This is a genomic window from Bacillus coahuilensis m4-4 (assembly GCF_000171615.1).
Classification (GTDB): domain Bacteria; phylum Bacillota; class Bacilli; order Bacillales; family Bacillaceae_K; genus Bacillus_T; species Bacillus_T coahuilensis.
In genome coordinates this window covers 47,184-67,256 of sequence record NZ_ABFU01000037.3, presented here as the reverse complement: position 1 = coordinate 67,256, position 20,073 = coordinate 47,184, and the positions used below count along the sequence as shown (strand labels likewise).

The 20,073-nt window shown below is 36.4% G+C and carries 19 protein-coding genes and 6 pseudogenes; 3 read left to right on the top strand and 22 right to left on the bottom strand.

The window, feature by feature from the left end; translation table 11 throughout:
- Positions 1-66: 66 nt before the first annotated feature.
- The 9 genes and pseudogenes from spoIVA to M44_RS09680 form a co-directional block, all read right to left on the bottom strand.
- The gene (gene spoIVA / locus M44_RS09725) at positions 67-1,545 is read right to left on the bottom strand and encodes a stage IV sporulation protein A (RefSeq protein WP_010173094.1); all 1,479 of its coding nucleotides are present in this window, start codon (positions 1,543-1,545) and stop codon (positions 67-69) included.
- Between the two features lie 188 nt (positions 1,546-1,733).
- Positions 1,734-2,438 (bottom strand): annotated as a pseudogene (locus M44_RS22065) (hypothetical protein).
- Between the two features lie 27 nt (positions 2,439-2,465).
- The gene (locus M44_RS09710) at positions 2,466-2,666 is read right to left on the bottom strand and encodes a DUF2768 domain-containing protein (RefSeq protein WP_010173092.1); all 201 of its coding nucleotides are present in this window, start codon (positions 2,664-2,666) and stop codon (positions 2,466-2,468) included.
- Between the two features lie 921 nt (positions 2,667-3,587).
- Positions 3,588-4,636: pseudogene (locus M44_RS22060) on the bottom strand (NAD(P)H-dependent glycerol-3-phosphate dehydrogenase).
- A gap of 20 nt (positions 4,637-4,656) precedes the next feature.
- A pseudogene (der, locus tag M44_RS22055) lies at positions 4,657-5,966 on the bottom strand (ribosome biogenesis GTPase Der).
- Between the two features lie 188 nt (positions 5,967-6,154).
- Positions 6,155-6,340: a capping complex subunit for YIEGIA gene (locus M44_RS09695; RefSeq protein WP_010173086.1), complete on the bottom strand. Its 186-nt coding sequence runs from the start codon at positions 6,338-6,340 to the stop codon at positions 6,155-6,157.
- Positions 6,337-7,232, bottom strand: a pseudogene (locus M44_RS22050) (YIEGIA family protein). The gene M44_RS09695 and the pseudogene M44_RS22050 overlap by 4 nt, the downstream one beginning before the upstream one ends.
- The gene (locus M44_RS29930; RefSeq protein ID WP_420167106.1) at positions 7,225-7,518 is read right to left on the bottom strand and encodes a YphA family membrane protein; all 294 of its coding nucleotides are present in this window, start codon (positions 7,516-7,518) and stop codon (positions 7,225-7,227) included. The pseudogene M44_RS22050 and the gene M44_RS29930 overlap by 8 nt, the downstream one beginning before the upstream one ends.
- Positions 7,457-7,840 carry a YphA family membrane protein gene (locus M44_RS09680; RefSeq protein ID WP_010173081.1) on the bottom strand — a complete coding sequence of 128 codons (384 nt, stop codon included), beginning with the start codon at positions 7,838-7,840 and terminating at the stop codon, positions 7,457-7,459. Before M44_RS09680 ends, M44_RS29930 begins: the two co-directional genes overlap by 62 nt.
- A 102-nt stretch (positions 7,841-7,942) precedes the next feature.
- On the opposite strand from M44_RS09680, the gene M44_RS26185 reads away from it, so the two are divergent.
- The gene (locus M44_RS26185) at positions 7,943-8,071 is read left to right on the top strand and encodes a YpzI family protein (RefSeq protein WP_010173079.1); all 129 of its coding nucleotides are present in this window, start codon (positions 7,943-7,945) and stop codon (positions 8,069-8,071) included.
- Positions 8,072-8,119: 48 nt separating this feature from the next.
- Here M44_RS26185 and fni read toward each other — a convergent pair whose 3' ends face one another.
- The 10 genes and pseudogenes from fni to prsW all read right to left on the bottom strand — a co-directional run bounded on the left by fni (position 8,120) and on the right by prsW (position 16,037).
- Positions 8,120-9,178: a type 2 isopentenyl-diphosphate Delta-isomerase gene (gene fni / locus M44_RS09670; RefSeq protein ID WP_010173077.1), complete on the bottom strand. Its 1,059-nt coding sequence runs from the start codon at positions 9,176-9,178 to the stop codon at positions 8,120-8,122.
- Positions 9,179-9,236: 58 nt separating this feature from the next.
- Positions 9,237-10,372 (bottom strand): annotated as a pseudogene (rpsA, locus tag M44_RS22045) (30S ribosomal protein S1).
- Positions 10,373-10,497: 125 nt separating this feature from the next.
- Complete coding sequence (locus tag M44_RS09660) at positions 10,498-11,019, bottom strand: lysophospholipid acyltransferase family protein (RefSeq protein WP_010173072.1); 522 nt, start codon at positions 11,017-11,019, stop codon at positions 10,498-10,500.
- A 61-nt stretch (positions 11,020-11,080) separates the two neighbouring features.
- A complete protein-coding gene (cmk, locus tag M44_RS09655; protein WP_010173071.1) occupies positions 11,081-11,755 on the bottom strand; it encodes a (d)CMP kinase in 675 nt (224 codons plus the stop codon).
- A gap of 150 nt (positions 11,756-11,905) precedes the next feature.
- Positions 11,906-12,052, bottom strand: coding sequence for a DUF5359 family protein (locus tag M44_RS27335; protein ID WP_010173070.1), 147 nt, complete (start codon positions 12,050-12,052; stop codon positions 11,906-11,908).
- A 54-nt stretch (positions 12,053-12,106) separates the two neighbouring features.
- Positions 12,107-12,541 carry a flagellar brake protein gene (locus M44_RS22040; RefSeq protein WP_010173069.1) on the bottom strand — a complete coding sequence of 145 codons (435 nt, stop codon included), beginning with the start codon at positions 12,539-12,541 and terminating at the stop codon, positions 12,107-12,109.
- Between the two features lie 69 nt (positions 12,542-12,610).
- Entirely contained in the window at positions 12,611-12,757 is a 147-nt protein-coding gene (locus tag M44_RS26955) for a flagellar brake domain-containing protein (protein ID WP_010173068.1), read from the bottom strand.
- A gap of 165 nt (positions 12,758-12,922) precedes the next feature.
- Positions 12,923-14,272 carry a germination protein YpeB gene (gene ypeB / locus M44_RS09640; RefSeq protein ID WP_010173067.1) on the bottom strand — a complete coding sequence of 450 codons (1,350 nt, stop codon included), beginning with the start codon at positions 14,270-14,272 and terminating at the stop codon, positions 12,923-12,925.
- A 14-nt stretch (positions 14,273-14,286) separates the two neighbouring features.
- On the bottom strand, positions 14,287-15,246 hold the full coding sequence (gene sleB / locus M44_RS09635) for a spore cortex-lytic enzyme (protein ID WP_010173066.1): 960 nt from the start codon (positions 15,244-15,246) through the stop codon (positions 14,287-14,289).
- A gap of 110 nt (positions 15,247-15,356) precedes the next feature.
- Positions 15,357-16,037: a glutamic-type intramembrane protease PrsW gene (prsW, locus tag M44_RS09630; RefSeq protein WP_010173065.1), complete on the bottom strand. Its 681-nt coding sequence runs from the start codon at positions 16,035-16,037 to the stop codon at positions 15,357-15,359.
- A 91-nt stretch (positions 16,038-16,128) separates the two neighbouring features.
- Between prsW and M44_RS29440 the strand changes: the two genes are divergently transcribed.
- Both M44_RS29440 and M44_RS29435 read left to right on the top strand, forming a co-directional pair.
- Positions 16,129-16,725 (top strand): asparaginase domain-containing protein, encoded by a 597-nt coding sequence (locus M44_RS29440; RefSeq protein WP_010173064.1) that lies wholly within the window; start codon positions 16,129-16,131, stop codon positions 16,723-16,725.
- A gap of 50 nt (positions 16,726-16,775) precedes the next feature.
- Entirely contained in the window at positions 16,776-17,099 is a 324-nt protein-coding gene (locus M44_RS29435) for an asparaginase/glutaminase (RefSeq protein WP_010173063.1), read from the top strand.
- Between the two features lie 206 nt (positions 17,100-17,305).
- Here M44_RS29435 and M44_RS09620 read toward each other — a convergent pair whose 3' ends face one another.
- From M44_RS09620 to M44_RS22030, 3 genes and pseudogenes are all read right to left on the bottom strand, one after another.
- Complete coding sequence (locus M44_RS09620; protein ID WP_010173062.1) at positions 17,306-18,274, bottom strand: YpdA family putative bacillithiol disulfide reductase; 969 nt, start codon at positions 18,272-18,274, stop codon at positions 17,306-17,308.
- Positions 18,275-18,417: 143 nt separating this feature from the next.
- Positions 18,418-18,990, bottom strand: coding sequence for an adaptor protein MecA (locus tag M44_RS09615; RefSeq protein WP_010173061.1), 573 nt, complete (start codon positions 18,988-18,990; stop codon positions 18,418-18,420).
- Positions 18,991-19,057: 67 nt separating this feature from the next.
- A pseudogene (locus M44_RS22030) lies at positions 19,058-19,973 on the bottom strand (MerR family transcriptional regulator).
- Positions 19,974-20,073: the final 100 nt, after the last annotated feature.

Here is a 20,073-nt window from a genome sequence, read left to right as displayed (position 1 = left end):
CCCTCTCATAAAATTAAACATCATTTCCCATAAAAAAAAGCCTATAAAATAGGCTTTCGAGCATATTTATAAGATTATGGCGATTAATCCACCAGATCCCTCATTAATAATTCTTTCTAACGTTTCTTTTAGTTTATATCGAGCATTTTCAGGCATTAGTGATAATTTTGCCTGGATTCCCTCTCTAACTATGGAGCTAAGAGATCTTCCGAAAATATCAGAATTCCAAATGGAAAGCGGGTCATCTTCAAAGTCTTGCATTAAATACCTTACAAGTTCTTCGCTTTGTTTCTCTGTTCCTATAATTGGTGAGAATTCAGATTCCACATCCACTTTAATCATGTGAATGGACGGGGCAACTGCCTTTAATCTGACGCCAAACCTAGAACCTTGTCGAATGATCTCTGGCTCATCTAGGCTCATATCTGCTAAAGACGGAGCTGCAATTCCGTAACCCGTTTGTTTTACCATTTTTAAAGCATCTGAAATTTGGTCATATTCCGTTTTGGCATGAGAGAAATCTTGCATTAGCTCTAACAAGTGGTCACGTCCTCTAATTTCAACGCCAACGATTTCTTTTAAGACTTGATCGTATAATTCATCCGGGGCATGAAGATCAATTTCTGCAACTCCTTGACCCATTTCAATTCCTGCTAGCCCTGCATGATCAATAAATTCAAATTCAGTGAAATGCTGGACCACGCGATCAACATCTCGTAATCTTTTTATATCTTTCACGGTTTCTTTAACAGCTTCTTGATAGCTTTCACGAAGCCAGTGTTCTTCTTTTAAGACCATTACCCAGCTAGGTAAGTTCACATTTACTTCAAGCACCGGAAACTCAAATAATGCTTCACGAAGGACATTTAGGACATCGCTTTCCCTCATGGACTCTACACTCATAGCAAGAACTGGAATATCGTATTTATCTTGAAGCTTTAATCGTAATTGGTCTGTTTCAGGATGATGAGGACGTGTGGAGTTAATGACCATAATAAATGGCTTTCCTACTTCTTTTAACTCCTCAATAACACGTTCTTCAGCCTCAACATAATCCCCTCTAGGTATCTCTCCGATTGAACCATCCGTTGTTACGACTACCCCAATCGTTGAATGTTCTTGGATTACTTTACGAGTGCCAATTTCAGCTGCTTCATGAAATGGTATCGGTTCTTCATACCAAGGTGTATTAATCATTCTTGGACCATTTTCATCTTCATATCCTTTAGCTCCAGGAACAGTATACCCAACGCAATCCACTAAACGAATATTTACTTCTAAACCTTCATCAACAGCAACAGTTGCAGCTTGATTTGGAACAAACTTAGGTTCTGTTGTCATAATTGTTTTTCCTGCAGCACTTTGTGGCAATTCATCCTGTGTTCTTGCTCTCTCAGACTCATTCGCAATGTTTGGAATCACAACTAATTCCATAAATTTTTTAATAAATGTAGATTTACCTGTTCTAACGGCTCCTACTACTCCTAGATAAATGTCTCCTCCAGTACGTTCTGCAATATCTTTAAATAAGTCCACCTTTTCCAAGAGATTCCCTCCCATCTTTATACATCAGGACTTTCATCCGTATAATCGCCTTCACACTTTATACATATGACGTTGTCCTACTTGCTTATGCCTATCAAATTAAAAATCATATAACTTTATGAAATAGAAGGTATGTAAATCAAAAAATCCCTTCTCCTACAATATATTTAGTAAGAGAAGGGATATGACTATTGGATTAAAAACACAGGTTCATTATTTTCATTTATCGTATAAGGAAGAGAGAAGGCTGGGACAAAAATAAGAGTCCTCATATAGAATAGATCGAATATCCTCACCTTGTCGAACATCTTTCACTTCTTCTTGTAGCTTTAAATATAGGTCTGAGGAATAGTCAACATAAATCTCACCTGTCCCGTCAATCACAAAAGGTAGATTATTTTGTGTGTATGGGCTTACAACAAAAGGATCTTCTTCATAGCCTAATTCTTTAAAGTCTAGAGTATACACATTGCCACTAATTATTTTTTTAAAAGGTGGATAACCCGTTGTTTGAATACGTATTTTAATTTCTCTTATCTTTTCTGCAATACGTACATCTAGTATCTTGACAGTAGGGTCCTCCTCTACATGTATTAATACATATTGAAATACGCCTCCTTGCTCAAAGGCATTACCCGGTGCTGCTGAGAGAAAACGAGGAACCACTTTATTAAAGTCAATTGGTACTTTAAAAAAATTGGCGTATCATTATCTTTAGTTTTAATTGGGAGCAATCCAGCTTCTGCATCTTGAAATTGATCCACTGCGTTTTGAACCCCTATTATCTGATCTTCATAAGCTACTTGATTTTGAGAAAGTTCACCTGTTGGATACAAGCAACCAGTTAAGAATGTGCTAGTACAAAGTAAAAGAGCAATAAGCAGTTTCTTCATATTTTTCCTCCTAAATGGTCACTAGTTCTATACACCTGTTGGACCACTAAACACGATATAAATCATCATTAAACCACCGCTAATCATCAATAAATAAGCAATGAGAGCAGTAGTAAATTTAAGGATTTTATTATTCAGTTTATAACGACTCAAAAAGATAATTAATATTGAAACAAACATGAATCCCATTGAAGCAAATGAAATCCACATTTTCATCATTGAAGACATAAAATTTCCTCCTCCTAATTATTCGTCAAGTATTATATCATATTTTAATAGACTTGAAAGGACTCAACCTATTCCCACATTTTTTTAATAGGCTTTTTTGTGTACCCTGATGTTTTCTGCAATATGTCTTCGCAATCTAAGAGTGATTCGAACATCTTCCCTGAAAATGCTACGTATGATTCTAGTGTGCTGAAGATAGTAGGAAGATTATCTATGGTCAATCAAGCTAAATGACCTCTAAACTTTATTATCTAGCTTTATACCTAGGAAGGAGTGCTATCCTGCTAGGGTGGTGCTTCTACTTTTCCATCAAACGCTATTTACACATGGCGTATAAATGCTCTAAAAAAGATTATATTACAAAAATATTCAACACGGACTATAAAAGGATACTTTCGAAAATTTTGGTGCTAATTTCCAATATATTCGGTTGATCTCCGCGAATGGCACTCGAGTTCCTACTGGCGGTGAGCCTCTTTGAAAATGCTGACGGTTTTACTGCCTGAGGTGTAATTTTAAAGATGTTTATTCAGAGTCCACGTCGCTATCGCTCCTGCAGGTTCTCACCTGTCCAGTTTTAGCGGCTAAACCCTCTAGTCGTAGCCGTGACCTCCAAAAAGGCAAAGAACGCCTTTCTGGATGCCCCCTCTACGCCAATCGGGTCTGAACGAGCCGCTTACACTTTTCTCTGTCCCTTTAATTCCGCTGAAGCCATGCACTATTCGCTTCAAAAATCCTAATTACTTTTGTTTACTCGTTCCACTACAACACTCTTTTAGAAGACAGCCATAAAAAGAACCAAAGGATAGGGGCTTATCCTTTGGTTCAATTCAACGATACAATCCTACCCATCCACGGCATTACTGTATTGTATTCGTGGTAGTATATGTGATGAAAACAAATGATGTCTACTTCATCTGCCTAATTTTCTAGTTTCTGATCAAGAACATTGAATAATTCTTCCATTTCATGCTTCTTCATCCGACCCATAAGTTGATCAACGCCTTCTTTGGCACTCACACCATCAAATAAAACGTGGTAAAGTACAGTTGTAATAGGCATATCCACCTCGTATTTCTCACATAATTGATACGCCGCTTTAGTCGTCCTAATTCCTTCTACAACCATTCCCATCTTGTCTAGAACTTCCTCAATGGATAAACCTTTACCTAGCATATTCCCTGCCCTCCAATTTCGGGAATGTACGCTAGTACAAGTTACAATTAAATCGCCTATACCTGTAAGACCTGAGAATGTTAAAGGGTTTGCCCCCATTTTCGTACCTATTCGAGCAATTTCAGCTAGACCTCGGGTAATTAATGCTGCCTTTGCATTATCACCATACCCTAATCCATCTGTAATTCCTGCAGCAAGTGCGATAATATTCTTTAATGCTCCACCTATTTCTACACCTATGACATCAGCATTTGTATAGACTCTAAAATAAGAGTTCATAAAAAGATCTTGTACTTCCTCAGCAATTGTAAGATCCTTAGAAGAAACCGTAACAGTAGTTGGATGTCTTAAACCTACCTCTTCAGCATGGCTTGGTCCAGATAGGACAACAACTCCTTTTAAAACGGTGTTATTAACTCTTCTTCTATAATTTCAGAGATTCTAAGATGAGTATCTGGCTCAATTCCTTTGCTAACATGAGTTACAATCACGTCTCTATTTAAAAGGGGCAGCACTTTTTGTAATACTTCACGTATTGCCTTTGTTGGAACTGCGATGACGATGTGTTCAACACCACTGATTGCCCAACTTAAATCCGACGTTGGCTCTATGCTGTCAGGAAGTTCAATTTCGGGAAGGTATTTTTGATTGCGTTTATCCGAACGGATCGAATCCATATGTTGAGCATTATGGCCCCACAATCTCACCCTATGACCATTGTCCCCTAGTACAAGGGCAAGAGCAGTCCCCCAACTTCCTGCACCTAGTATCGTAATATCTTTCGTGGAGTTCATATTTGTCCCCCCATACTTAATTATTTTCTAGCTCTCGTTAATATTCTAATAGGAGTACCTTCAAAACCAAATGCTTCACGTAATCTATTTTGCAAGAATCTTTCGTAAGAGAAATGCATTAATTCAGGCTCATTTACGAATACAACAAAGGTTGGTGGTTTAACGGAAACTTGGGTTGCATAATAGATACGTAATCGTTTCCCTTTATCTGTTGGTGCTGGATTCATTGCCACTGCATCGGTAATAACTTCGTTTAATATACTAGACTGGACGCGGAGCGCATGATTTTCACTAGCTTGGTTAATCACTGGCATCAATGTATGAATTCTCTTTTTTGTTAAGGCAGATAAGTACACAATAGGAGCATAATCAAGGAATTGGAAGTTTTCACGAATTTTTTCTTCAAAATCTTTCATGGTTTTTTCATCTTTTTCCACAGCGTCCCATTTGTTCACGACAATAATTATGGCTCTCCCTGCATCATGGGCATAACCAGCAATTTTTTTATCTTGCTCTCTGATACCCTCTTCTCCGTTAATCGTTACCAATACAACGTCAGAACGTTCAATTGCTCGTAAAGCACGAAGCACACTATATTTCTCAGTTGTTTCGTATACTTTCCCTCTTTTCTTATACCAGCTGTATCAATAATTACATACGGAGAACCATTGAATGTAAATATAGAATCGATTGCATCTCTAGTCGTTCCTTCTATATCACTAACAATGACTCGATCTTCCCCAAGTATAGCATTAACTAATGAGGATTTTCCTACATTTGGTCGCCCAATTAATGAGAATTTAATCACTTCATCCCCGTAATCACGATCTTGACCTTTAGGGAAGTGTTCAGCTGCTGCATCCAGTAGATCACCTAGCCCAATACCGTGCGAACCTGAAATAGGAAAGGGTTCTCCAAACCCTAGAGAATAAAAGTCATATGTTAGTTCTCTCATTTCAGGATTATCTACTTTATTAACAGCTAGTACGACTGGTTTTTTCGTTTTATACAGTATTTTAGCTACCTGCTCATCGGCAGCGGTAACTCCTTCACGACCATTCGTCATAAAGATAATAACATCTGCTTCATCAATTGCAATTTCAGCTTGTTGACGAATTTGTTCTAAAAATGGTTCGTCACCAATCTCGATACCACCCGTATCGATAATATTAAACTCATGATTTAGCCACTCTCCTGAGCTATAAATCCGATCTCTTGTTACTCCTGGAACATCCTCAACAATGGAGATTCTCTCTCCTACAATTCGATTAAAAATGGTAGACTTTCCTACATTTGGACGACCTACTATGGCAATGACGGGTTTAGCCATTCCTTAAACACCCTCTCTTCATTACTCTATTACGATACGCTTATATGATCAGTTTGACTGTTTCTATAAATCGCTACTCAATAGAACTTTTTACTTTACACATTTTTAAATATGAAAACCCTTCTTTCTGAAGGGTTGCCTACGTTATTTTACCAAGTAAAGTGAAAACTAGCAATGGAGATTCATCATTAATGCTTGACAATTATATAGAGCTCCTTCGTTAATCGATGGGCAATACCGTCTAAAATGGCTTCTAAATTCGCTGAAATAGATTGAAGTTCTTCATCGGATTCACAATAAAACACACAGGTTCCACTAGGTACTTTTTCTTTATTCGTTGTAATGGCAGCTAATATGTATTTGTCTAGCGTCATGAAAGATCGCTTCCTTTCTCAATAGACTTTCTTTCACTTGGCATTCGAATCGCATTTTCTAGTGTGGGTACATTCTTAATGATCTCTATTGCTTTCTCAATGTTTTTTCTTGTGGTAATACAAACACCCCTACTCTACCGTCATCTAAATCTCTTTTTGCTAATGGTACTAGAGCTGGTGTTCCCGAATCTCTGTAAACCCCAAGTGCTGTAGAAACATCATGAAGGATCGCTTGTCTTTGACCTAAGTTGGCGATGGTCGAGCGAGAATTAAAGTTCTTCGGTTTAAGAATAAATCCCATTCCGTATCGTAATACCTCTTCTTGTCGAGCATGTAAACCTATATTCATAATATAAATATTATCTACATATAACCCAGCCCCTTCAAATGTGGGCTCAATATACTCTACGTCTACGATGTCACCAAGTCTTCCTCCACTCATAAGCTTTCTTGAAATGACTAATGAAAGAATTCCTACCACAACCGCTCCGATTGCGCTAAATAATATATACGCTAACGTTGTTAAAAAGGAAGTGAGGATAACCAAATAGTTTCGACTTTCAAAAGCGATGGCAATCCCTTCAATATATGTAGTTCCCCTTGGAACAAGTTCAAACTCATCGAGTGCACCAAGCGTACCTCTTTCCATATTTCTAACCTCTCTAAACTGTGATGCAGCAAGAGTTAGAAAAGTAATGGCCGTAAATTCCTCCTCCATAATGGATGGAACTGCTACGGTTCCTAGCCCGGCTGCGATGAAACCTAACGCAAGATGGATAATTTTCCCATGTAGGTACGTTGGATATTGTCTATAATCCGTTCGCAGCATATACATTCTTGTTAACGTTCCAACTACAACACCAAAAATAATGGGATATGTGTACTCATTCATAGTAGGCTGTATTCTCCTTGTTCGTTAAAATATGATGCGTTAATTCTTTCATGATTTCAGCTATCTTTCCTGTGGAGGCGAGTAGGATTAAACAAACTGAGAAGATATCTAAGTAGCTCATGTCAGCTACCACATATTGAAAACCTAAAGAGTTTAAAACGTAGTAAATCACTACTTCTCCAATAAAGGAACCAATATATAATGTACATAAACAAGAAGCCCATTCACTTATGGAAAATAATATAAGTCCATAACAAACACAAACAAAAATAATAAAATAAGTCACGATTAATCATGATCATAACTGGGTCGTATAACTCGATAAGATGTAACCCACTATATAGCATACTCAATCCAATAGATGTTATTAAAATATATAGTTTTTCTTTTAAGTACATTTCTTGCAAGCGAAAAAGAAAATAAAACAGAATCATAAAAGAAGACCATGAAATTTGGATACTGCCAATATATATATAAAATGGAGATACAATGATGGCAATAAGCGAACTCAAAGCTAGTCCTACTCGGTGAGATGACTGCTTTTCCATAAGAAACGTGGAATAAATAAAAAAGTGCCCAGCAACAAACAAAAAATAATAACCGTTCACAAAACTCCCTCCCTACGCTCATTATAGGATAAAAGAAAGAAAAACATTCAAGAATGAGAAATTAAGATACGAGCAAATTAATTAGTAGGAGGTGGTTGAAAGATGGGTAAAGATAGACAAGAGAAAAAGTTAAAGGGGAAGGTTGAATCTGACCGGGACCAGTCATTAAAATATCCTGGTGCGACTAAGTTAGATACACCTGACGAGGCTAGAGATCATCAAAGAGGATAATTAGAACCATTGCAAACAAAAAAAAGCTGGTATCATTACCAGCTTACTTTAATGTCTTGGAGGTATTCTAGTACTATATTGCTCTGGAGATAAGCCTCTTACTTTGAGCCAGTGGTACGTGCTTCCACTTATCACGATAGGTACCTGTTGTAATTCTTGAACTTGATTTGCACCTAGTGCACACATCATCATTTTTAGTTCATCTAACATACAAGAAATTTCTTCTAACAGAGCTGTTTGCCCATCATCCATTAAAATTTTTAAGAAGAATCCTGATAAACCTACTGCTTTGGCACCTAGTACCAATGATTTAAGTATGCTTTCACTATCTCTAATACCACCTGAAGATAATACAGGTATACTTTGCTGGGCGGCTTCCACTATCGAAGCAGCGGTTGGAATCCCCCAGTTCTCAAAGAAAGGAAGACTTCTATTCCTTCTAGCATTTTCAATTGATGAAAAGTTTGTACCACCAAAACCTCCAACATCAATTGCGCTTATACCTGTACCTCTCAATAATTCCGCTGTTTCTTTACTAATACCATATCCTGTTTCTTTCACTATAACAGGTACGTCAATAGATTGTACAATGTTTTCAATTCTATGTAGAGCCCCGACAAATGATCGATCCCCTTCTGGCATTGTTAATTCCTGTAATACATTCAGATGTATTTGTAATGCATCGGCTTCAATCATATCGACAGCGGCTTTTGCCTGATCAACCGTAGCTTCACTGCCTAGATTACCAAAAACAATCCCATTAGGATTATACTTTCTAACAATCTCAAAGGTTTTCTTTTCCTCCGCATCTTTTATTGCTGCCATCTGGGAGCCAACAGCGATAGGTATACCAGCATGTTTTGCAACCTCTGTCAGATTTCTATTAATTTGAAGTGTATGTTCCCCTCCGCCACCAGTCATTGCATTGATGTAAATAGGCGAACTTATAAAAAGTTCGCCTATTTTTGTATGAATATTAATGTCATCAAGTGATGTATTCGGTAAGCTTTGGTGAACAAAGGAAATATCAGAAAAACCTGTTAAACCAGATTGACCTATGTTTAGCGCATGTTCAATATGATCTTTTTTCCTCTGTGCTCTCGACAACTAAATCACCATCTTTATCATTTTGAGTCTGTTAAACATATAGCTATTAACAAAGTGATTATTTTAAATCTTTTAATTTGTCACCAATCATTTCACCAAGTTGAAAACCACTGTTTTCCTCTGGTAATTCATATTTTTCTACTTCTTGAACTGGTTTTTCTTCTAATTCTTTAATACTTAATGATAGGCGTTGGTCATCTTCGTTTACATCAAGAACTTTTACCTTAACGCTTTGACCTTCTTGTAACACCTCATGAGGTGTACCAACGTGCTTATGGGATAATTGAGAAATATGAACTAACCCTTCAACTCCTGGGAAAAGTTCAATAAATGCACCATATGATACAATTCGTTTAACTTCTCCTTCTAGAACAGAGCCTTTTGAAGCACGATTAGCAATTTCACTCCAAGGTCCAGGTAGTGTTTCTTTAATTGATAAAGAAATTCGCTCATTATCTCGGTCAACCGATAAGACTTTAACCTTCACTGCTTGACCTTCTGCCACAACATCAGTAGGTTTTTCAACATGTTCATGAGATAGTTGAGAAATATGCACAAGGCCATCAACTCCACCTATATCTACGAATGCACCAAAGTCCGTAATTCGTTGGACTGTGCCTTCTAGCACTTGATCTTGCTTTAGGGACTCTAGAAGCTGCTTTTTCTTTTGTTCTTTTTCTGACTCTACAACGGCACGATGAGAAAGGATTAAGCGATTTTTCTCTTGATCCAATTCAACAATTTTAAATGTTAATGATGTATTTTTATAGTCAGAGAAATCTTCTACGTAGTAATCTTCTACCAGTGAAGCTGGTACGAAACCTCTTACTCCAAGGTCTACCACTAAACCGCCTTTCACTACGTCTTTAACCTCTGCTTCAAATACTTCCCCTTCTTGATATCTGCGCTCCATCTCTTCCCATGCTTTTTCAGCATCTACTTTACGCTTAGATAACACTAAAAGTTCTTCTTCAACCTTTGTGACGATCAGTTCTAAGACATCACCATCTTGGACTGCGTCAGAAGCTTTTTCAATATGTAGACTTGATAGTTCACTGATTGGAATAATACCATCTACCTTACTACCCTCAACGTCTACAAGTACTTGTTTTCTTCAACCTTGGTTACAGTTCCTTTCACCTTTTCACCAACTTCAAAGCTTGAAACTTCAACATTGTTCATTTCTTCAGACATATGTACTCCTCCTTAATCCATGACTACGCTTATCATATTGAATGAGCATAATTGCCACTTGTTTACTATTTTTATTCTTTCTATAAACTTCTAATAAATCTAAAGATTTGTCAAGCGAGACACATTCAGGAATGGTGGTCAATAAGCTCTTTGATGCTATTCATAATAACTTCAGTAGCATCTTCAGCGGAAGCTTTTTGTTCTCTAAGAGAGTCCATGTCAATTGGTTTACCGTAGACAACAGTTAGCCTCTTAAAAGGTTTATATGGACCGATGATGGCACAAGGAACAACTGCCGCATTTGACCTTAATGCAAAGAAACCTGCTCCAGCTAGACCTTTACCGAGACTACCATCTTTGCTTCTTGTTCCCTCTGGAAACAAACCTAAAACCTCACCATTTTTTAATAGCTTTAAGCCCACCCTTAATGCTTCTCGGTCACTCATACCTCTTTTAACGGGAAATGCTTTAAGTCTTTTTACGACATTTCCTAAAATAGGAACATTAAACAATTCTTCTTTTGCCATAAATGATACAGGTCTTGGTGCAGTAATACCTACAATTGGAGGATCTAAATTATCAATATGGTTACTACAAAGAAGAACGCCTTCCGTTTTCGGGAAATGCTCGTGTCCAATCACTTTCACTGGATAAATTGGAGATAGTACAACTTTGACTACACCCCTTGCAAAGGAATAAAAAATTCATCTATTCCATCCTCTCTTTTGCAACTTGTAAAATTCGTTCCACCACTTCCTCAATAGTTAAAGATGTCGTATCTATTTCAATCGCATCTTCTGCTTTTTTTAATGGAGAAATTTCACGTTCTGAATCGAGTTTGTCTCTAGTCGCAATCTCTTCTACTAATTTCTCTAAATCTGAAGAATATCCTTTAATTAAATTTTCTTCATGGCGTCTTTGCGCACGCTCCGTGACACTTGCGAGCAAGAAGATCTTCACTTCGGCATCTGGAATGACGTGAGTGCCTATGTCTCTGCCGTCCATAACGACTCCGCCCTCTTTAGCAAGCTCCTGTTGTCTTTCTACCATCTCTTTTCTAACTCCAGCATGCTTAGCCACAATCGACACTGAATTTGTCACTTCAGGGGTTCTAATTAATTCCGTTACATCGAAGTCGTTAAGTAGAACCAACTGTCCATTTGTCCGTGGACTTAATGTAATCATGATTGATTTTAGTAATTCTGTAACTTGTTCATCATTTTCTAACGATAGACCATCTTGCTGAGCCTTATATGTAAGCGCACGATACATCGCACCTGTATCTACATAAACAAATTGTAATTTTTCTGCTAAAATTTTTGCCACTGTACTTTTTCCGGCCGCAGCTGGTCCGTCTATTGCAATCCTTATTTTCTTTTCCATCATATGACACCACATCTTTCAATATTAAAATACTTATATATTCTACCATAAATAGCCCTGTTGATATATTTAGAATCCTGTTCATTATAGGATGCAATGAAACCTACTTACCCTCATCATACTCATGGCCTTGAACTTCTATAACTTCCTTTACGTTGTGATTAAACACACCTTCATAATACGTAATTTTTGAAGTGTTGATAGTTCATCCCGTTGAAGCAAAAAAAATTGAACAAATAGTAATAGGAAAAATTGCACAATGACAATTTTAATTAACATTCGTTCAAAATTTTTCATACTATTTCCTCCCATACTTTTTATGATTAGTATGAGTTTCATCAATGAATTCATTCAAATTTCTAAAAGTCCTTTTTTTCTTAAGGCTAGTTGACGATCAAAACAAAAACGTAAAATGGTTTGTCTTGCTCCTTCATCTAAATCCCTAAATTCTATGGATGTTATGGCTCGTTCTTCCTTATTAAAAGTGCGAATGATCTCTCCTTTTAGAGAAAGGTAATGACTCTCACCAGTATTCATTGGTAGTACCAAATATAGGGAAACATTCATACCAGAGGGCAACTCGACACCGGCAGGCAATAGAACAGCACAGCCTCCAGCGCTAATATCGTCTGTTATTGTTGGTACAAAATAAGTATCAGTCAATTCGATAGATACATCTACTGAAGCATCTATTCTAACAAATTGTCTTCGTTGAACTTTAACGTATTCATCTGTACCTGGATCGTTTAAAAATATCATTGGAATTGGTTTTTTTTGTTCTTCCAAGAACCTCTGTTTGAAAAAAGAAAGGTGATTGATTTTGAACAAAGCTTGCTTTTAGTTGTGTTCCATCTATTAAAAAACGGTCTTATTTGTCTCTACCTGTATGGGATAATCAATGTAAATTTTTGCATCATCCACTTCTACTACTTTGCATTTATATCGCTCTAAAGGTTCAGTATGGATTGTTTCTAACATTAATGAGGTTCCTACTTTTATCACAAATACACACTTCCCTACCAATTGATTGCAGACTTTTCTACCTATATTATGGCATTATTTTAATCAATTGGCTATATTTCTTCTGTTGAATTTATGTAAAAACGAATAGTGCGATTGACAAAAAGCTACCCAAAATTTATTGGGTAGCTTCATACTATCTCTTTTTTAAAGAACATCATTATAAATAGGTTCTGCATTTTGAAGTTTCTCTACTTTTTCTTCAATTCCGGATTCACTATTGATAAAGATACGATAAGTATCATTTCCAAGAACACCTAAGAATTCAAAGCAAAGAACTTCTTCATTTAAGTCATTGACAATAACAGCGAGACGATCCTCCATAATTTCCACTTTTTTATTAATGTACTCTTTTGCTTCTTCTTTTGAAAGAACCGGTTTTGCAACTGTTCTCTCTTTATTGTTACGTAAATAGTCATCTCCAGTGAAACCTATTACCTGTCCGTTATCTAGTGCCACTTTCATTTTGATACTATTTGGGTAGATTCTAATACCATCTATAACGGTAACAAATGATAAGACACCTGTATTTTCAAACTGAGCACTTTCAAATAACTCTAAATTCTCAAAATCTCTTTCCTTCAGGAATTTCTTTGCATTTTCTATTCCTTCATTTAAACTTATTTGCTGTTCTTTTATTTCCCTTGTATTAATGTACCAAATTGGATATCCTCCGACTTCTGTAATATCCATACTTGCTTCCGCGCCGTCATTTAAAATCATTGACACACTGTAAAACGGATATTTTGCACCGTCACCGTTTTTCGTTACTCTCATTTTATTTACATCATTTTCACCAGTATATTTTTTGGCAATTTTCTTTGCTTCATTTTCAGTAATTTTATTTCCTTTTAAGTTTTCTAGATTATTTATTTTCTTTTGTATGGTCAAGAAAGATGTGTTATTTACATTTGTTTCTTCATATCCTTCTACATTTTTTCTAACCGTTTTAAATCCATCGATGATCGTGTTATCCACGGGTTCTTTATTTGTAGCTAATGCTAACTCTACATCCATCCATCGAAGATTATTCTCAATCACTAAATGCTGAACATTTCTTAATTCATTCTGAATTTCTCCACTTTGTTCATAGAGTGTCTCTAATGTAGCAAATTCTTCATCTGATAACGGATTATCATTTAAATTTCTAACAGCTGTACGATAACTAAAGTCGCCTATTTTCGCTAGAAATTCTTCTGTCTTATTAAATGGTAATAGTGTTAAAGGTAATTGCCCCACATCATTGTGAGCTTCTGAAGTTATTCTCCAAACTTCAGCTAATGCAGGGGATAATGATTTATCCGAGTTCATGGCAAGAGTTGTCCCTATCTTGTCATTGAGTAAATCTATTTCATAGGTTAAGTCATGAAATGCCCTTTGATAGTTATTTTCTGCATTAATTAAAATGGCATTTTTCTCTTGGTGCTCTTGGTATCCCCAGTATGCTGTCCCAATAACGCCTAGGGATAACACACCAATTAAAATTCCTCTTATCATGCTATCATCCCTTCTTAATAACAGAATATATGTTTACCAACTTGCTTAATTTGCGGTCTAGACCATATCCAATCACTTGTTGCTGTTACAGGATTAAAATAATATAAAGCATTTTCAGATGGATCCCATCCGTTCATCGCATCAATAACAGCTTCTTTAGCCTTTTCGTTCGGTGTAAGCCATATTTGCCCATCTGCCACCGCTGTAAACGCACCAGGTTCAAATATTACTCCTGACACTGTATTAGGAAAAGATTGACTCTCGACACGATTCAATATGACCGCCGCTACAGCAACTTGTCCCTCATATGGCTCTCCTCGAGCTTCTCCATAAACTGCATTTGCCATTAATTGAATATCATTTTGAGAAAATCCGCTTGGTGTATTGACGCTTGTTGGCTTTCCGCTCGTATCTTCTTCTTGGTTTTCCGCTTGCTCATTCTGTTGATCTTTTGGTTGTTCCTTTTGCTGTTCCTTAGGCTGTTCCGCTGGCTGTTCCGCTGGCTGTTGTGCTGTTTGTTCCTGCTTTCCTTGGGCCTCACCTGTCTTTTGTTTTTCTGGTGAAGATTTAGAAGGCTGCTTTTGTTTTTCTAAGTCCACCCCGCCGTAATGAGTGAATTTTTTTCCACTGTTAATTTGGTCTTGAACAAATTGTTTATTATACTTACTTGCTTTTACTAGCTTATTTTTTGTTTCCTCACCTACAAACCCATCCACTTCCATTCCAAATTCATATTGAAAGTTTCTTACAGCCCAGTATGTACCCCATCCAAATACTCCATCAATTTTACCGTTATAGAATCCTATATATTGTAGTCTAGCTTGTAATTCTACAACGTCTTCACCCACAGCACCATGTTGGACGACTTGATTAGAAAAAGCCTCTGCAACATGGTGATTATTCGATTGAAGACCGTTTGGTACAAATAAACACAAGATAAATAGAATGAATAATCGATTTGTTTTAATAACCATCCTGAAACCTCCAACTCTTGTAGTTACCTATCCCTAGTGTTTGTAAACTTGTAGAAATTATTCTAAAGAAAATAAAGAGGTATAACGATCACTAGGATCGTTATACCTCTTTATTTGTAAGGTGACTTAAGTGTTTCTACTGTCATTAATTGATGAGCATTTTTCACTTTTCTTAATGCAAACCACCATAGAAAAAACATGAAAGGAAGAACATAATAGGGCCAGTCTTTCAGATGAGTTAAAATAAGATAATCATAAGAACCATGAAGGAAAACGGGAATGAATAAAGATAGAAATAAGAATTGTATTTCTTTAGGATTTGTTTGTTTACTAGCAAATTTCCCTATATAATAACCCATTACAATCCCTATTAAAGCATGACTAGAAACAGGAAAAAGTGCTCTACCAAAAGCCGTTTCTATCCCATTAGATAATAAATATAAAAAATTTTCAGCAGAAGCAAAGCCTAATGAAACACTTGCTCCCATTACAATTCCATCGTATGAATCCTGAAGCTTAATCATAGAGACTATTAAGAAAAATAATATAAACCATTTAAAAAACTCTTCTAGCAAAGCTGAGTAAATAAATGCATCAGTCAAGGGACTAAAGGTGAAGCCTTCATAAGCTAAGACAGATTGAATGAACATAATAGGAAACGTTACAAGGGCACCGTAAATGAATGCAAAAAATATATTTTTTGCTGTCTCTTTGTCATAGTCATCTTTTAGATATAAATAGCTTAGAAATGCTAAACCGGGAGCAATTCCAGCGGATAAAAGGATGAACATTCACTAATCCTCTTTTCTCTTTGTTTCTTTCATCGTATCATGGAATGTAGAGATTGAAAACGACTCAACAAGAATTTAAGGGGGAAAATATATGAAAAAACATTTATTAATTATTCATACTGGAGGTACCATTTCCATGTATGAAGATATGGACACAGGGTCTGTTATGATTGGAAATGAAAATCAATTATCTAAAAACGCTAAAATTTCTGATTTAGCTAATTTTACAACCTTTGAGTTGTTTCATGTACCTTCTCCACATATGACTCCAGAAAAAATGCACATAATTCATACTCTTATTCTTTCCGAAATGGAGAAGAACTCTATTGATGGCGTTGTGATTACGCATGGAACAGACACATTAGAAGAAACTGCCTATTTTCTAGATACTACGTTAGATATTTCCATCCCCATCGTGGTAACAGGGGCGATGAGATCTAGTAATGAAATAGGGTCTGACGGACTATACAACTTTATCACCTCCATTCGCGTAGCAACATGTGATCAAGCCAGAAATAAAGGTGTGTTAGTCGTATTAAATGATGAAATACATAGTGCTCTAAACGTAACAAAAACCCATACGAGTAATGTTGCAACATTTCAGAGCCCACAACATGGTCCAATTGGTCTTGTGACAAAAAAAAGAAAATCATTTTTCATCATTCTCCTAACAAATCTATTGTTATAAAGGATTATCATTTAAATCATAAAGTAGCTTTATTAAAGGCTTATACTGGGATGGATTCCGACTTAATCCTATGTCTAAAAGAACTACAGTATGATGGGGTCGTCATTGAGGGGCTAGGTCAAGGAAATCTTCCACCTTCCGCCATTCAAGGGATTCAGTCCTTAAGAGAGAGTCAAATACCTATCGTCTTAGTGTCCAGATGCTTTAATGGTATTGTCCAAGATGTATATGATTATGAAGGCGGAGGAAAGAGATTAAAAGAAGAAGGCGTGATTTTCTGTAATGGATTAAACGGCCAAAAGGCACGAATCAAATTGCTTCTAGCATTATCAGTTTCTTCAGAAATACGATATTTACACGAAGCATTTCAATAAAAAATCTTTGTGTAATAACACTGTTGAATTTTGCAAAATGACTTGGTATTCAGCGGGGTGTTGGTGAAGCCTACAAAGTCCACGGCAAGCCTGCGGGGTTTCCACCAAACCCTAGGATGTGTTTTCCGTTGTTATCCAATAAACTGCTGATATTCAACATTAATTACAATTACTCTTTAACAGTGCCATAGAAAAGAGTAAAGGCCTCACTTTGAGGCCTTTACTTGTATAGATTGTGCTATTAATCCTCCATGAAAGCGACCGTTTTCAATAAATATTTCATTTGCATTATTGCCTGCGGCTATAACACCAGCAATATAAATACCGGGAACATTGGTTTCCATGGTTTCTGGATCAAATTCAGGTCTTCCACTGACCTCATCAATATGAACACCCATTTTTGTTAGGAATGCGTGATCTGGATGATAACCCGTCATAGCGAATACAAAATCATTTTTAATGGTTGTAAATTCTCCACCTTTTTCATACCTCACACTATTTTCTGTTATTTCACAAACAATTGTGTTGAATTCCATTTTTACTTCTTCATTTCTTACTAGAGCTTCAAATTCAGGCAGAATCCATGGCTTAATGCTCTTACTATATTCTGCACCTCGGTAAATAACGGTTACTCGAGCACCCGCTTTATGTAATTCGAGGGCTGCATCAACAGCTGAATTTTTTCCTCCAATCACGACAACATCCGTATCAAAGAAAGGATGTCCTTCATGGAAATAATGGAACACTTTAGGAAGACTCTCTCCTGGGATATTCATAAGATTTGGGGAATCGTAATAGCCAGTGGCTATGATAACCCGATTCGTTTGATAATGATCTTTAGTTGTTTGTACAAGAAAATCTTCGCCTACTTTTTCAATAGAGGTTACTTTTTCAAAACGATTAATCATTAACTCTTTCAGCTTTACGACTTCTCTGTAGTAAGCTAGAGCTTGATTACGTTTAGGCTTTCGTTCTTCAATAATAAATGGTACATTTCCTATTGAAAGTTTTTCACTTGAACTAAAAAAGGTTTGATGAGTTGGATAATGATAAATCGCATTCACTATATTACCTTTTTCAATAATTAATGGATTTATTCCAACTTCTTTAAGAGAAATCGCAGCAGCTAAACCACATGGTCCACCGCCCACAATGATGGCTTCTTGTCTATTCATTTTGTAGAACCTATCCTTTCTTCCACTTTGCTACTTCTGAAAAAGAGATAGCACACTTATCTTGTTTAGTAAAACATCTAACCTACTATACTAATGATAGGAGATTTTTCTAAATGTTTCAATCAAACAATCACTGAAAGGTGCTATCCTCGATGAAAGTATTTAGTTAATGTCTCAATGGCATTTTCCGCGCAAAGAAGTTTTCCGTATTCAAGCATCATACTTTCTGTGACATTTGATTCGATACCGAATTCCTCTAATAAAGGAATGATCTTTTTACTTAATGGACTATCTATCGTTAATTCTAGGAAATAGATGTTCTGGTACACATAAAGTGATGAGGAGGAATGTGTTAGTCTAGTAATGGACGAAAGAAGGTCTTCAAAATTTTCATATTGCCACCATATTTTCTTGTTATCAATCTGTCCATTTGGAAGATCATGCAACCACTCGTCCATGAATGTTTCATCCCCAAAGGATTCTACCGTAAAAATTAATGTAATTTCCTCATCGTTTTGTGAAATTAATTCGATGGAAACAAATTCTTCCCACCTGACTCCTAGTTCGACCGTAGCCGTTTCCATGAGCTCTTCAAAGAAATCATGCCACATTCTAGTTGTCCCTAATGTTTCATTTTCCATTACACCTTTGTCTTGTAGCTCTTTATACGTTATGTCAAATTTAATTTTATTATCTTCTAAGCGTTCTAACCTCATAAATAAAAACGCCCCCTACCATACTACATGCTACATACTATGGTAAGAGACATTATGAGGTGAATTATTAACTTGCTTGAATGTTTAATTTTTTTATTAACCAACTTTCCCACTGCTCTCGATTACTACCAACAATGTGAGACTGGTATTTTTCTTTATGAGCACGAGTCATTGTCTCAATCGCAAATCCACCTAAACCAATTGTAAGCGTGGAATATTTGTTTGACAGATCCTCCGTTAGCTGTAAGGCCAACTCCACATTTTCAGATATCGTGACGGATAAAAATAATAATTTTGGTTTTACTGTATCTAAAACCACTTCTATATCTCCTTCTTTAATACTTGAGCCTAAATAGATAACATCAAAGCCTTTTTTTCGCAAAAAGAGAGTGAAAATTAATAACCCCAATTCATGCCATTCATTTGGTCCACACACTGCTACAACTTTAGGTAAAAAGAGTTTGAGGAAATGAATGCATAATCGTGCTTATTCTAGCACGTAAAATGGACGTTGCAAAATGTTCATGTGCTGTCGTAATTTCTCCATTCTCCCATTTGTTTCCTATTTGTACGAGTATGCTACCTAATACATCAATCAACACTTTATCCATTGTGTATAAGGCAAAAGCTTGATTAATTAACTCATGCGCTTTCGTTTCATCAAAAGAAAGCAAGGCGTTCATTAACTCATTAGAAATTTCTTGAGGCTTATTTCTTGGTGCCTCCTCCAAAATAGATGAATCCACAAACTTTTGATTATCTAATAATGACACAGCCTGACTGATCGTAAATCCCTGGTTTACCTTTTCAACAAGCCATTTCAATTTTTCTAATTGCTCTTCCGTATATAAACGATGCCCTGAATCATTTCGAACAGGTTCAACCATTTGATATCTTCGTTCCCAAGCCCTTAACGTACCAGGCTGTATTCCAAGCATTTGTGCCATTGCCTTAATATTATATTTTCCTTCAGATTTTCTCATTATACAGCCTCCGTCCATACAATACCCTTCCCTTGAGATTATAACCAAGTGAACGTCTTGTGTAAACTTTGTATAGGCTGTGACTAGCAATTGTACAACT